The following is a 13,572-nucleotide window of genomic DNA, read 5'->3' as shown; positions in this document are numbered from 1 at the left end:
GCCGTTTGAAAGCCTTTTCAAACCAGTTCCGTTTGCAGCCGGCAAACCGGCTGGCGCCCAGGCTCATCCGGCGGTCGAAGGGAGATATGCAGATGGCCATTGAAGCGAAACGGTCTTTGAGAGACGCACAGCTGAATATGCTGCAAGTAGCGAGAAACGATTACTTGCCGGGCGAAGCCATTTCACTTCATGCACATGAGTATCATCAATTGGTCGTTCTCCGGAAAGGCGGGGGCGAGATGCTCTGCGGCGAACGCCGCTGCCCGCTGCGGGGCAAACATTTTTACTTAATTCCGCCGCAGGCGAAACACGCATTTTATTTTCAAGAGCAGTCGGTCGCTATCGATTATAAATTCCGGCTTTACGATGAAGAACTGGCGCAGGCGATTCGAACGCATCCGTCCAACGGTCCTTGCGGCGGCGATGATATGGCCGATTTGCTAATGTGGTTCCAACTGTCTTTGGAATACGCCCAAAAGCCCGAGAGGCTGGCCTTGTACAGAATCGATTCCGGTTTCAAAGGCACGCTGCTGTCGCTGCTTCAGAAGAGCTTGCGCGGGGCCGGTCAAGAGGGCGGCCGCTTGAGAAGGACAGCCGGGCTGTATGCGGATTTTCCGATCGCCGTTTACATGAACGAGCATTTGGCCGACAAGCTGTCTCTGGTCGATATCGCCAATCATTTTGGTTTTCACCCGCATTATATTATTAAAGTTTGCAATGATCGCATAGGCAAGAGCCCGATGCAATATTTGCAGGAAATTCGTCTGGAAAAGGCCATGGAATATTTGGAGGAGACGAACTGGACGGTAACGGAGATCAGCGAGAGGCTGGGCTGGACAACTTCTTATTTCTCACGCTTGTTCCACAGGAAGACAGGGACGCCGCCGTCCCAATACCGCAAAAAGACGCTGCATCCCGCGAAAACGGACATTTGGCCGGGAAGCGAGTCTGCCGCCGGTCAATAATGCGCACAGGAGTTGGCTTACGAAGCCGTTTGCTATATGATAGTAAGAAGAAATAGGCGACGTCGGCCGCGGCGATGACCGATCAGACGGAATTTCCGGCGCCGGCGCCGCAGACTTAAGCTCAACGATGAGAGAGGATGTTGGAACGATGAAGCATTTTGCCGTATTTTTACCGATGCTGGATGAGGAAAAAAGCCAAACGTACCGCTCGGCGCATCTGGATTACTTGGCCGAGAAACGGGCCGAAGGACACATTTTCGCCAACGGGCGTTTTGTTGACGGAGCGGGCGGACTGGTCATTTATCGGGTTGAAAGCTTCGAAGCAGTCGAAGCGCTCGTGTTGAACGACCCTTATATCATTCATAAAGCGAGAAATTACGAGATTCACGAATGGGATGTTGTACTGGCGGATCAATAAGCCGGGAGATTTTCCGGAAGAGCGATATACATACAAGGGCCGATTTTTTCGCTAATGGGGAAAATCGGCTTCTTTCTTTGCAAAGGGGGTGCGGCTGTGCAATCGTATTATATAAGCTGCGATCGTTTCGGCGATCCGCTGGACGTGCTTCGGCTTGGACGCAAGGAAACGCGGCTTCCAGGGCCGGGGCAAGTCCTCGTTCGAATGATGGAGCGGCCTGTCAATCCGTCGGATTTGATCCCGGTTCGCGGCGCTTACGCACATCGGGTATCGCTCCCGTTCGTGCCGGGATACGAGGGCGTCGGTATCGTAGATGCCGTCGGAGAAGGCGTTCCTTCTTCGCTGATAGGCCGGCGCGCGCTGCCGTTAAGGGGAGAAGGCACTTGGCAGGAGTATGTGACGACAGAAGCGCGTTGGTCGGTGCTGGTGCCGGATGGCATCGATGACGATAACGCCGCCCAGCTCTATATCAATCCGTTGACCGCATGGCTGATCTGCACGGACGTGCTGGCGCTGCAGCCGGATCAAACGCTGCTCGTCAATGCAGCAGGCTCGGCAATCGGCCGCGTGTTCGCCCAACTGGCGGGCGTTATGGGCTTCAGGGTCATTGCGATAACCCGGGACGGAAAATACGCGCAGGAGCTTCTGGAGCTGGGAGCATCGAATGCGGTGAACTCCTCGCAGCCTTCTTGGCATGAAGCGGTCATGGATTTAACGGGAGGAAGAGGGGCTCATGCAGGGATAGACTCGATAGGCGGACCCGATTCGGCGCAGCTCGCGGCTTGCGTGCGCCCTGGAGGCACGGTGCTTAGCATCGGTCTGTTGTCGGGCATATCGCCCGAATGGCATCGGATCGCCCGGGATACGGGGACGGTGCCAAAGCTGTTCTGGCTGCGCTCCTGGCTGGAGCGGGCATCGGTCGGCGACTGGCAGGAAGCTTTCGCGCGCATCATGGCTCTCGTACAGGAGGGCAGGCTGCAGTTCGCTCCGGTGAAGCGCCGAATAGAGTTAAAACAGACGATAGAGGCAGTACGGTTAAGTAATGCCTCCGGCATGGGCGGGAAAATGATGCTGACCAGCCGAGCGGCGGGAAGCAGAATTGAGCAGGGATGCTCGGGAAGTATGCTGCGCCGGGGGTCAACGAAATAGGCTTTAGGGGTAACGTCCTAAGTGTTCGAATCTATGTATAACAGCTTAGGGAAGGTCGTTACTGGCTGGAGATGACAGTACGGGCGGCTGAAGCTCTCTTGCCGCGGCTTCGCTGATAGCACCTCCTGCGGTGCTGGGCCAGTAACAGGACATCCAGCTGTTGGCTTAGCTCGACGACATTTTTGTCGCATAAATTTCCTTGACGCATCGCAGTCTGAATCATCCGGTCCCGCAGTTTCTCGATCATTTCATTCAAATCCATCGTTAAGCTCCATTCCTTTGTGACGCGATAAGCGTAGTTAGATTCACAAACTTATACAATCTTCCATAATAATGAAGAAAAATAGGATTGTTTGCAATAATCATTCCTCCAAACTGCAGCATTTTATCAATATGATTATTATTTGACGGCATTTTCAAAAAAGTGGAAGTCGATTGGGTGGCCTTGCTGTGGAAAATATGCCGAAACTGCGGTCGAATATTGTTTTTTTAACTTTTATGCAAAAACAGATAAGCGAATATTTAAAATGTAAAAATATGTAAAATGTTCTATGAGTCTGCAATTGAACGATTCTGAACGACGGATTAACGTGAAGACGCCGGAGAATCAGACTTGAATAAGGCGGCGTTAAAAAGCGAAAACGGCCGCCTCAAAGCGTCCGTTTTCTAATTTGGGCGATGCCGCATTTCCCGGGCAAGCGCAGAAGTCGATAAATGTGTGTTTTATTCGACATGTTCGCCCGAATGCCGCCTTTGTCGCGCGCTGTTGCTGTCGAGAAGCGCTGCGGGTTTAGGAGTCGTCTCATCAGGAGCCGACATCGGTTACCAAGGTCTGGATTTTTTGTAATCTTATGTACTCGTTTTTTTGCAAACCGGGACGAAAGTAGCTGTATAAGTACGAAGCCTCGTCAAAAGTAAGACCGGGATGGCAGACGATTTCCTCAATCGTAAAAGGATTGTCGAGGATAAGCTGCCATTCTCCGTCGCGTTCCGCGCGGGGGATCGTCTGCATCAGCTGCTGTTTGATGACGACCATCTCTCGTAATTCCGTCCAAATCGTAAGCCAGGACGGGCTGAATTGGCCCGGTTCCGGGAATAACCGCCGAGCGCATTCGATCCAGCGGAATAGCGCTTCGATCTCATCGTCTTGCATTCGCTTCAACTGCAGCTTGAAGCCTTCGAGCAGTTTGTTGAAGGCTGAATAGCCTCCTTCCAGTATCGTTTCCCTCCATTGGCTAAGTTCGTCCGCCGTTACGCCGTTCTCTAATAATTCCCATTTTTCGTTACGGATCATCGAAAACGTCTCCTTTTTCTTTGATCGGGTAGATTGTCCTTAATTTAGCATATTCTTGTTGGAAATTAAAGGCTTATTGTAATGCGCGGTTTTGACTTTCCTTGCCAATTTGTGTAGCATTATAGAGAGCGAACAAGCATCAAGACTCCAAGAAATTATGCATCGAAAATATGAAAGGAGTGTATCGAATATGTATGAAGTCGTTATTATTGGAGCGGGGCCGGCAGGTGCGAGCGCCGCATTGTTTACCGCCAAGGCCGGGAAGAAGACGCTGCTGATCGACAGCGACCAAAGCATGACCAAACGCGCATGGTTGGAAAATCATTACGGCATAATGGAAATTACCGGGCCGGAGCTGGTTGAGATCGGCCAGAAGCAAGCGGTCAAATTCGGCGCCGAGCTCGTTCAAGGCAAGGTTCAGAACGTGGCCAAGACGGACGAAGGCTTCAGCATCGAGACGGAAGGTGCGCAGTACGCCGGTAAGCATGTGATTGTGGCTACCGGGGTTTTAACGGATCTTGCCCAGCATATCGGTTTGCAGACCCGCGAAGGCACCGAGCCAAGAATCAAGACCGTCATCGATACGACTCCGGAAGGCAAGACTTCGATGGAAGGCATTTGGGCTGCGGGAACGGCCGCAGGCGTCAGCGTGCATACGATTATTACGGCGGGTGACGGAGCGAAGGTCGCTATCAATGTCATCAGCGAAATCAACGGCGCGCGTTATGTCGATCATGATGTGATGAAGAAGGAATCTTAATATCGGTTAAGGCTTATGCCCCAACATAATTGAAGAGAAGGACAGTCCTCCAAGCGGTATAGGAGCGGCTGTCTTTTTTGTTGTTTAGGAAATGATGCGCAGCCATATCCTGTGGAAATCCGTGGTCTCCCCCGAAAGGAAAGTCTACCCATAGAACGAACCCAGAGGAAGGGTTAGACGCCGATCCAGCTTAGGCTGGATGCGGACGGAATTAGCTTCAGAGCATCACGTCACTTTTGGGGGATTTATTCCGTAACCGGAGACTTTGTTCCGACAAAGCTATGACGAATTTCGACGTTATCTTTCGTTGTCTGCCCGTATAAAGTACTTTACAATGGATACAAATCGCAGGTTTGGAGGGAGAGCGAGATGTGGAGAATGAACCGCGGGAGGACAGGCAGCCACCGGCTGTTTATACGCTTGTTGGCGCCGAACTTGTTATTCCTGCTTCTTCCGCTGCTTGTCGGCGCAGTCATTTACTACAAAACATTGCATGAAATGGAGCGGGAAGTGACGGCCGGCAACTTGCATTTGCTGGAGCAGAGCCGGGATATACTGGACCGCAGGTTCGCCGAGTTATCCTCCATATCCATGCAGCTGGTCGGCGATACCCGAATCATGCAATTCCAGCACGTCACCGAGCCTTACCGGGGCGCCAACATTAACCGTATTCTCGACACCCGCAAAAGTCTGCAGAGCTATGCGCTCACCAACAATTTTATATTCAATTACTTCATCGTTTATAAAAACAGCGAGCTCGTATTTATGGAAAACTCCACTTACGGGCTATTCGATTTTTATCAGAATTTCTATTATAAGGACATCGATCCGGAGAGCTGGAAAAGCCTTATTATCGGCAGCTATCACCAGAGAGAGGTGCTTCCCGCCCACCAGGTGACCAATAACGGTATTTCGTATTCATTGCTGACCTATCTTCATTCGCTCGGTTATCCGGGCTACCCGCAAGGAGCGATTGTCATTACGGTGGACAACCGGGAAATACGGAAGCTGCTCGGCGGGCTGGATCTCTCAGGCGGCGGATGGGCATATATTCTTGACGAGAAAGGCCAAATGATTAGCTCGACATCGGATGACGCTCCTATTCCGTGGATCGGCCGGGACAAGCTTCAAGGCAAACAGGGAAGCATGCTCGAAAACTTCGGCAAAGGGCAGATGATGGTCACCTATACGACCTCCGCCTATAACGGCTGGACTTATTTGGTTGCGCAGCCCGATTATGTCGTGCTGAAGAAAGTGCTGTATATCAAAAAAATTATTGTAGCCATGGCGCTGCTCTTTCTGGGCGCGGGGGTGCTCATCGCATATTTGATCGCTTATCGGAATAGCCGGCCGCTCAGGACGATTATGGAGACGATTGTCGAGCGGATGGACGGCGAGTCTTATGCGGGACCGGATGCCTACCGGTTTATCCGCGAATCCGTAGCCAGATTGATCGACAACAATCGCGAGCTTCAGGACAAGATGAAAAAGCACGCCCCCTTCCTGCAGGCGGCGCTTGTCGAGCGGCTGCTCAAGGGGGATTATTTGCCGGCCAAGGATACGACCGTTCTGCTCCAGCATGTGGGCATCGAGACGGAAGGGAGCCGGTACCGGGTCGCGATTTTGCAGCTGTGCGGTTATGACAACGGCTTCGACCGCAATGCGCTTGAGGAGCTTGACGTCAAGCGGGTCAAGATCAAGGACATTTTGCGCAGGGAGATGCGGCGAGCCGTCTATTGGCATGATATGGCGGAGGATCGGATGGCGCTGCTGTTTGCTTTTGATTCGGAAGAAGCGGCCGACTGGAATTATTGGAACGAAATGCTCCTGCGCATCAGCGAGATGATCTATTCGCAGGTGAACATCGCTACCCGGATAGCGGCAGGCGGCACGTACGGGGAGCTTCTGGACGTTTCGCGCTCTTGCGAGGAGGCGAGGCAGGCGCTCGAATATTTGGCGTGGAGAAATCAAACCGGCGTCATAGGATACCATGAGCTGCCCAAGGAAAGCAGCGGCTATTATTATCCGTCCGATCTGGAGATTCGGCTGACCAATCTGGCCAAGGCGGGCGAGCTGGATGCCGTCGACATGCTGCTCGGCGAGCTGTACCAGATCAATTTCAAACAGCGGCATCTGCCCGTTCCGATGCTGCAGCTGTTCATGAACGAAATGCTCGGCACCGTAGTGAAACTGCTACCCCAGGTAGGATTGAGCGAGCAAAAGGCGATGGACAACGTCAAGCCTCTGACCGGGGAATCCGCTTCTTACGAGGGCTTGGAGAAAAGCTACGGGGCGATGGCGGCCGTCTACCGGCAGGTGTGCGATACGGTGAACGAGCATAAAAAAAGCCAGAACGTGAAGCTGCTGGAAAATATTATGGCGCAGCTTCATCAATCGTTCGCGCACCCGGACATGAGCCTGGACCTGATTGCGGACCGGATAGGAATTACGAGAGGCTATTTATCGCAATTTTTCAAGGAACAGACCGGCACGAATTTCTCCGATTATTTGGAGGACTTGCGGATGACGCTGGCTAAGGAGCTGCTGGCGAAGACGGATTTGCCCGTATACGAGATCGCCGTCCGCTCGGGCTACAGCTCGTCCAATACGTTTTGCCGCGCCTTTAAGCGGATCAACGGAGTCAATACATCCGATTATCGCCATTCCAAAGCCAATTGAAAGCGCATTCTTAATGGATGCACACGCCAATAATAATGCACACGGAGCGATCTGAACAACTGCACATCGAGTTGAAATCAATCCCATATACTTTCGGCCGGGCAGGTAGTACCGTTAATGAGGAAGACCGCCGCTATACTGTCCTATGACGAAAAGAATGAGGGAGGTGGGCAATTGGAGGCGCTTAAACAAACATCAGGGATTCAAGCGGAGGTAAGCGTTGCGGCAAAAAGCGGGGCACCGTTCAAAAAGATACGCAAAGTTTGGAGATTGTACGTCCTTATCGCCTTGCCGCTCATTTACATTATTATTTTCAAGTACATACCGATGTACGGCGCACAAATTGCTTTCAAAAACTTTATCGTAACCAAAGGAATATGGGGCAGCGAATGGGTGGGGCTCAAGCATTTTATCCGCTTTTTCAACTCGTACGAGTTTTGGCGGCTGATGAACAATACCATCGTCTTGAGCGTGTACAGTCTGGTAGCGGGCTTCCCGTTTCCGATCATCCTTGCACTCAGCTTGAATTATGTCAAAAACAAATTGTTCAAAAAATCGGTACAAATGGTCACCTATGCGCCGCATTTCATCTCCGTAGTGGTTATGGTCGGGCTCATATTGGAAATGCTGGACCCGCGCAACGGGATCGTCAACGCTTTGCTGAAGCTGGTCGGTCTGCAAACCGTCAACTTCATGGGAGTACCGGAATATTTCAAGTCGATTTACGTCTGGTCGGGCATATGGCAGAGCGTCGGCTTCGGCTGCATCATTTATTTGGCGGCGCTGGCCAGCATCGATCCGTCCCTGCACGAAGCGGCGGTGGTCGACGGGGCTTCGAAGCTACGGCGGATGTGGCATATCGACATTCCGGGCATTATGCCGATCGCGATCATTATGCTGATCATGAATACGGGCCATATGCTGGACGTCGGCTTCGAGAAGGTACTGCTGATGCAAAATCCGCTGAACTTGAGAACCTCCGAGGTCATCGACACTTACGTGTACAAAGTCGGGCTGACGTCGCAGGCGATCAACTATTCGTATTCGTCGGCGATCGGCTTGTTCAAATCGGTCATCAACCTGATACTGCTCGTCGTCGTGAACAAAATCGCGCAAAAAACGAAACAGGCCAGCCTATGGTAAGCGCCGGGCGGAAAGGAGACTGCGGTGGAAGCATCGTCAATCCGGGAAACTAGAGGAGATCAGCTGTTTACGGTGATCAATTACTGCATTTTATCGTTATTTCTGATTACGATTCTGTATCCGCTTATCTATGTTGCAAGCGCTTCGATCAGCAGCTCGGAGGCGGTCATTTCGGGCCGCGTATGGTTGTGGCCGGTAAGCCCGACGCTGGACGGGTACAGCGCGGTATTTAAGCATAAGCTCATTTGGAGCGGCTTTGCGAACTCGCTCTTTTATACGGCGGCGGGGACGCTCATTAACGTCGTCATGACGATCCTCGCGGCGTATCCGTTATCGCGCAAAGATTTTTACGGCAAAAACATCTTCATGTTTCTGTTCGTCTTCACGATGATGTTCTCGGGAGGCTTGATCCCGACGTATTTGCTCGTCAAAGATTTGGGGATGCTCAATACGGTCTGGTCGATGCTGCTGCCGGGCGCGCTGGGCGTATGGAACATGATTATTACGCGGACGTATTTCCAGACGACCATTCCCGAAGAACTGCTGGAAGCGTCTCAACTGGACGGCTGTACCGACTTTCAATTTATTTGGAAAATCGTGCTGCCGCTCTCCGGGCCGATTATCGCGGTCATTACGCTGTTCTATGCGGTAGGCCATTGGAACTCGTATTTCAACGCGCTCATTTACTTGAAAAATCAAAATTTGTATCCGCTGCAGCTGGTGCTGAGGGATATTTTGGTGCAAAACGAAGTGGACCTGAACATGCTGGTCGATGTGACGGAGCAGGCGAAGCGAGAGGGGCTTCGGGAGCTGCTGAAATATTCGCTTATCGTCGTAGCCACGGTACCGCTCTTGATCGTGTACCCGTTCGTTCAGAAATATTTTGTCAAAGGGATTATGATCGGCTCGCTGAAAGGGTAGGGGATCAACAGCTAAACGAGGAGGGGTTTGCTTGAGGAAAACAGCGCTTATCGCTTTGTCGTTCATGCTAAGCACGGGGGTGTTATTGAGCGCCTGTTCGGATAAAGGGGACGCGGGGGCAGATCAGGGCGGCGGGGGCGGCACGGCCAAAGCGGCGGTAAGCGAACCGGGCCAGCTGCCGATTACGGCGGAGAAGACGACGATCAAAGTGCTTATGAAAGGGAGCGCTTCGGTAGAGGATTTCGCCACCAACGAATTTACCAAATGGCTCGAAGAGAAGACGAATATTCATATCGAGTGGGAGGTTGCGCCGGAGAAATCGGCTACGGAGAAGCTGAATCTCGTGCTGTCCAGCGGAGATTATCCGGACGTCATAATGGGCTTCGGCGTATCGCCGACGCAGATGATGATCTACGGCAGCCAAGGCGTATTTCTTCCTTTGAACGACTTGATCGAGAAGTACGGCGTGGAAATGAAAAAGATGTTTCAGGCCAATCCGTTCTATAAGGATTTGATCACGGCGCCGGACGGCAACGTTTATGCGCTTCCGCAGGTCAACGAGTGCTACCACTGCATGTATCAGCAAAGAATGTGGATTCAGAAGCCTTGGCTCGATAAGCTGGGCTTGCAGATGCCCACGACGACCGATGAATTTTACGAGGTGTTGAAAGCGTTTAAAACCAAGGACCCGAACGGCAACGGCAAAGCCGATGAAATTCCGCTCTCCGGATCGATTCAAGCGTCCAGCAGCAACCTGTTTTCGACGCAAATGCTCGATTCGTTCCTGATGAACGCGTTCATTTACGACCATGGAGAGAAGAAGCTGTATTTGGACAACGGCAAAGTAGCCGTACCGTACAATAAGCCGGAGTGGAAGGAAGGACTCAAATATTTGCACAAGCTGTATGCGGAAGGGCTGATCGACCCGCAAGCGCTCACGCAGGATAACAACCAGCTGAAGAAGCTCGGAGAAAACCCGGACACCGTTATTCTCGGCGCGTCCTCGGGCCATAATATGGGCTCGCTGACGACGCTCGGCGCGAGCAGCGGGCGGTGGTTGACTTATGTGGCCGTGCCTCCTTTGAAAGGGCCGAACGGCTTCCAAAACGCGGCTTATCATCCGTACGTCGTAAGCAACGGGCAATATGTCATCACCAAAAACGCGAAAAATCCGGAAGCCGCCTTCCGTCTGGCCGACTTCCTGTTCAACTCGCCGGATACGGTGATCCGCTGGTATGCGGGCCGCGAAGGCGTGGAATGGCGTTATGCGGAGAAAAGCGAAATCGGCATCAACGGCAAACCGGCCATCTGGAAGCAGCTGACGCCGTGGGGCGGCGTACAAAACGTCAACTGGGGACAGACCGGTCCGAGCTACCGTTCGAACGACTTCCGCTTAGGAGAGGTGGCGAATCCCGAGCAGCCGCTGGAAGTCATTTTGTACAACGAAACGAAGACGAAGATGGAGCCTTATCAAATGAACATCGATAAGGTGATGCCTCCGGTGTTCTTCACCGCCGATCAGGCTTCGGAGGTGGCCGATCTGGAGAAGACGATACTCGATCATGTGAAAGAGATGATGGCCCGCTTCATAACGGGCGACTCGGATATCGATAAAAATTGGGACGCTTATCTCAAAAATCTGGAGAATATGAACATTAAACGGTATTTGGAAATTTATCAAACGGCCTACGACGCCAACTTTAAGAAAAAATAAATGCAAAATAGCCCCGCTGTGCGGGGCTAAGCTATCCATGAAGCTGTGAGGGCTCCGTAACACGAAGGGATATGCGGGATACGAACCCAATCCGGCGCTAAGGCGTTGGGTTGGGTTTCCTTTTGTCCGCGGGATTACCGTCATGGTCGCGCGAAGCGGCGGCGTATCAACCTTGCATCCCGTTTTCTTTGCCCACGGCGCTCCATTTTCTTTTGTTCATAGTCTTGAGCACGCCGAATAGCATAAGCGCGCAGGAGACGATCACGACGCTCACCGCGACGACTGCCGCCGGTACGGTCAGCAGATCGGTCAAGACTCCGCCTACGAGCGGTCCGATAATCATTCCGACGGCGTGGAACATATTAAATAAGGCGTAGGCCGTCCCGTATTCGCCGCTGTCCCCGCCCTGATCGACGATGCCGCCCAACGTAGGAAGCGTCGGCGATAGGGTGAAGCCGACCAAAGCGCCGACGAGAATCATGCCCGCAAGCTCCAGCACGATCGAGTCGGACGCTACGAGCAGCGGCATGGCGACCGCTAGGCCGGTCAAGCCGCTGAGCATAATGACGTACGGATTGAAGCGCGTGGCGAGAGCCCCTGAGAACGGAGCGATCAGACCGTAGGCCAGCGTCATGGCGCCGAACATAAGCCCTATGCCTAGAGGCGTAACCGTAAGCCGCTCCGTGATATAACCGGGAAGAATCGGTTCGAGCAGCGTGAGCGTAATTTCGGCAAGCAGGACGACGCAGGCGATCAGCAGAACGGAACGGTTGCGCAGCAGGGGAATCATGCCGCCGCCGGCTTTCGCTTCGGTTTTGGCGGACATCGATTCCTTCAGGAACAGGACAGAGATGACGATCACTGCGGCGATGAGAGCGGCGGCGCAAAAGAACGGCGCCCGGAAGCCGCCCGCCTCGAACAGCCAGCCGCCGATTGGAGCCCCGAGCATGGAACCGGTGGAGATCCCGGTCAAGGCGATCCCCATCGCGGCCCCCCGCGATTTGCCGGGGAAGAGGTCGGCGAGCATGGCGAGCACGGCGGTCCAGGCTGCCGCAGCGGCGGCTCCCTGCACGAAGCGGGCCGCAATCAGCATCGCCATATTGCCGGCGAAGGCGAATAGGCAAGTCGCTATGCCGAGCCCCGCGAGGCCGAGAATAATCGGCAGTTTACGTCCGATGCGGTCCGACAGCCATCCGAACCACGGGGTAGCCAGAAGCAGGGCGGCCGCATAACTGCTGAACAAGATTCCCATCATCGTGGAAGACGGATGAAAGAGCCCGTTGAAATAAGGAATAATCGGAATTAACAAACTGTACAACAGCATTTCGATAAACAAGATGGATATGGCCAAGCTTAGGCCGATCCATTGGGTTTTGCTCATTTTTTTAATCATGGACATGATGTTCTCCTCGTTTTCCGTTTCTTTTGTCTGTCACTAATAAAACTAATAATGTTTTTTTAGTTTCCAAGGGCAAAAGAAAAGAATAAAAGGCAGCACCGTTTATCCTGATCTATTGATCCCTTGGCACCAGTCCGAACAGCAGCACTTCCACGATGGAGGCGAGCGCTTCCGTGACGGTGATATTATTTTTCATAAAAAATCGCTGATCCAAAGTTGCATTCGTTGCATCCACAATCAGCTTCATCACAAGCGACAAGTTTTGCTTGATGATCAGCCCTTCCTGCATTCCCTGCTCGATGAGATCGCGCAGCATGTTCCAGTCGTCCTTCAAGGCCGAGTCGATCTTCACCCATTGCTCGGGGTAATACCGCTTCATTTGCTCGAGAATCCGCAAGTCGTACAGCTCATAATGATTAGGCAGTACCGTCATGACTCCTTTGATCTTATCCATTAAGGATAGGCCGGGGTCGCTGACGATCTTCTCCGTCTTCTCATCCGCTTCCTCCAGCGTCTGCGCGATAATGGCTTCCAGCAGTTCCGCTTTGGAAGAAAAATGCTCGTATAAGGTGCGTTTGCTGATTCCAAGACGGCGGGCTAAATCGTCCATAGTGAATTTGATGCCCTTGTCATGAATTTCTTCTATAAAAGCTCTCATGATTCGATCTTTCATTATCAATCCCCCAAAAGATGATCGAGATGTTTTGGAATAGTCGAAAAAACTGCGGAAACTAATAAAACAAAAATAGTTTTTATAGTTATTACGATTTTATTATACCTCCTCTTTTGTTTGGAATCAAGTGCCGATTATCCTTTTAACAGGAACGCAAGTTCCTATTGAATCGCTTTTCAATCCATAATAAGATAGCCGCAGGAGTGTAATGTAAATTTATGGATTCGGCTCGAAGCAGCGCATTCTGTAGCGATTTATCGAATGTTCGGATGAGGTCGGGAACCCGATTCCAGAGCATGGCAAGATGTAATCCTTTCGTAACGATTTCCGGTTCGCGATTGGTTATAGTAGTATTATCAGCTGAGAAAATTGGCATCATTAGTGAGCGAAAGGACAGAATGAACATGAGCCGAATGATTGGATTGGACCGAAAAGCAGGAACGGGCAGGTGCAGGGC

The 13,572-nt window shown here is 52.2% G+C and carries 12 protein-coding genes; 8 read left to right on the top strand and 4 right to left on the bottom strand.

Annotation, left to right across the window (positions count from 1 at the left end; all coding sequences use genetic code 11):
* Window positions 1–5 precede the first annotated feature (5 nt).
* From N0M98_RS17635 to N0M98_RS17625, 3 genes are all read left to right on the top strand, one after another.
* Complete coding sequence (locus N0M98_RS17635; protein WP_259618688.1) at window positions 6–965, top strand: helix-turn-helix domain-containing protein; 960 nt, start codon at window positions 6–8, stop codon at window positions 963–965.
* A gap of 148 nt (window positions 966–1,113) precedes the next feature.
* Window positions 1,114–1,383: a YciI family protein gene (locus N0M98_RS17630; RefSeq protein WP_259618687.1), complete on the top strand. Its 270-nt coding sequence runs from the start codon at window positions 1,114–1,116 to the stop codon at window positions 1,381–1,383.
* 96 nt (window positions 1,384–1,479) lie between these two features.
* Window positions 1,480–2,532, top strand: a complete 1,053-nt coding sequence (locus tag N0M98_RS17625; protein ID WP_259618686.1) for a zinc-dependent alcohol dehydrogenase family protein — start codon at window positions 1,480–1,482, stop codon at window positions 2,530–2,532.
* A 58-nt stretch (window positions 2,533–2,590) separates the two neighbouring features.
* Here N0M98_RS17625 and N0M98_RS17620 read toward each other — a convergent pair whose 3' ends face one another.
* Window positions 2,591–2,794: an aspartyl-phosphate phosphatase Spo0E family protein gene (locus N0M98_RS17620; protein ID WP_249863724.1), complete on the bottom strand. Its 204-nt coding sequence runs from the start codon at window positions 2,792–2,794 to the stop codon at window positions 2,591–2,593.
* A gap of 543 nt (window positions 2,795–3,337) precedes the next feature.
* A complete protein-coding gene (locus tag N0M98_RS17615) occupies window positions 3,338–3,826 on the bottom strand; it encodes a hypothetical protein (RefSeq protein WP_259618685.1) in 489 nt (162 codons plus the stop codon).
* 190 nt (window positions 3,827–4,016) lie between these two features.
* On the opposite strand from N0M98_RS17615, the gene N0M98_RS17610 reads away from it, so the two are divergent.
* The 5 genes from N0M98_RS17610 (at window position 4,017) to N0M98_RS17590 (ending at window position 11,043) form a co-directional block, all read left to right on the top strand.
* Window positions 4,017–4,586: an FAD-dependent oxidoreductase gene (locus N0M98_RS17610; RefSeq protein WP_259618684.1), complete on the top strand. Its 570-nt coding sequence runs from the start codon at window positions 4,017–4,019 to the stop codon at window positions 4,584–4,586.
* A 369-nt stretch (window positions 4,587–4,955) separates the two neighbouring features.
* Entirely contained in the window at window positions 4,956–7,265 is a 2,310-nt protein-coding gene (locus N0M98_RS17605; RefSeq protein ID WP_259618683.1) for a helix-turn-helix domain-containing protein, read from the top strand.
* A gap of 174 nt (window positions 7,266–7,439) precedes the next feature.
* Window positions 7,440–8,408 (top strand): ABC transporter permease, encoded by a 969-nt coding sequence (locus N0M98_RS17600; RefSeq protein WP_310943917.1) that lies wholly within the window; start codon window positions 7,440–7,442, stop codon window positions 8,406–8,408.
* 24 nt (window positions 8,409–8,432) lie between these two features.
* Window positions 8,433–9,329, top strand: coding sequence for a carbohydrate ABC transporter permease (locus N0M98_RS17595; protein ID WP_259618682.1), 897 nt, complete (start codon window positions 8,433–8,435; stop codon window positions 9,327–9,329).
* Between the two features lie 31 nt (window positions 9,330–9,360).
* Window positions 9,361–11,043: an ABC transporter substrate-binding protein gene (locus N0M98_RS17590; protein ID WP_249863719.1), complete on the top strand. Its 1,683-nt coding sequence runs from the start codon at window positions 9,361–9,363 to the stop codon at window positions 11,041–11,043.
* A gap of 166 nt (window positions 11,044–11,209) precedes the next feature.
* Here the strand turns inward: N0M98_RS17590 and N0M98_RS17585 are convergent, their stop codons facing one another.
* Together N0M98_RS17585 and N0M98_RS17580 are read right to left on the bottom strand one after the other, a co-directional pair.
* Window positions 11,210–12,442, bottom strand: a complete 1,233-nt coding sequence (locus tag N0M98_RS17585; RefSeq protein WP_249863718.1) for an MFS transporter — start codon at window positions 12,440–12,442, stop codon at window positions 11,210–11,212.
* A gap of 112 nt (window positions 12,443–12,554) precedes the next feature.
* Window positions 12,555–13,115 (bottom strand): TetR/AcrR family transcriptional regulator, encoded by a 561-nt coding sequence (locus N0M98_RS17580; protein WP_249863717.1) that lies wholly within the window; start codon window positions 13,113–13,115, stop codon window positions 12,555–12,557.
* Between the last annotated feature and the right edge of the window lie 457 nt (window positions 13,116–13,572).

The sequence above is a fragment of the Paenibacillus doosanensis genome, from assembly GCF_025060755.1.
GTDB lineage: Bacteria > Bacillota > Bacilli > Paenibacillales > NBRC-103111 > Paenibacillus_S > Paenibacillus_S doosanensis.
The sequence above is the reverse complement of the archived record's forward strand: the minus strand, read 5'-3'. Positions and strand labels throughout refer to the sequence as shown.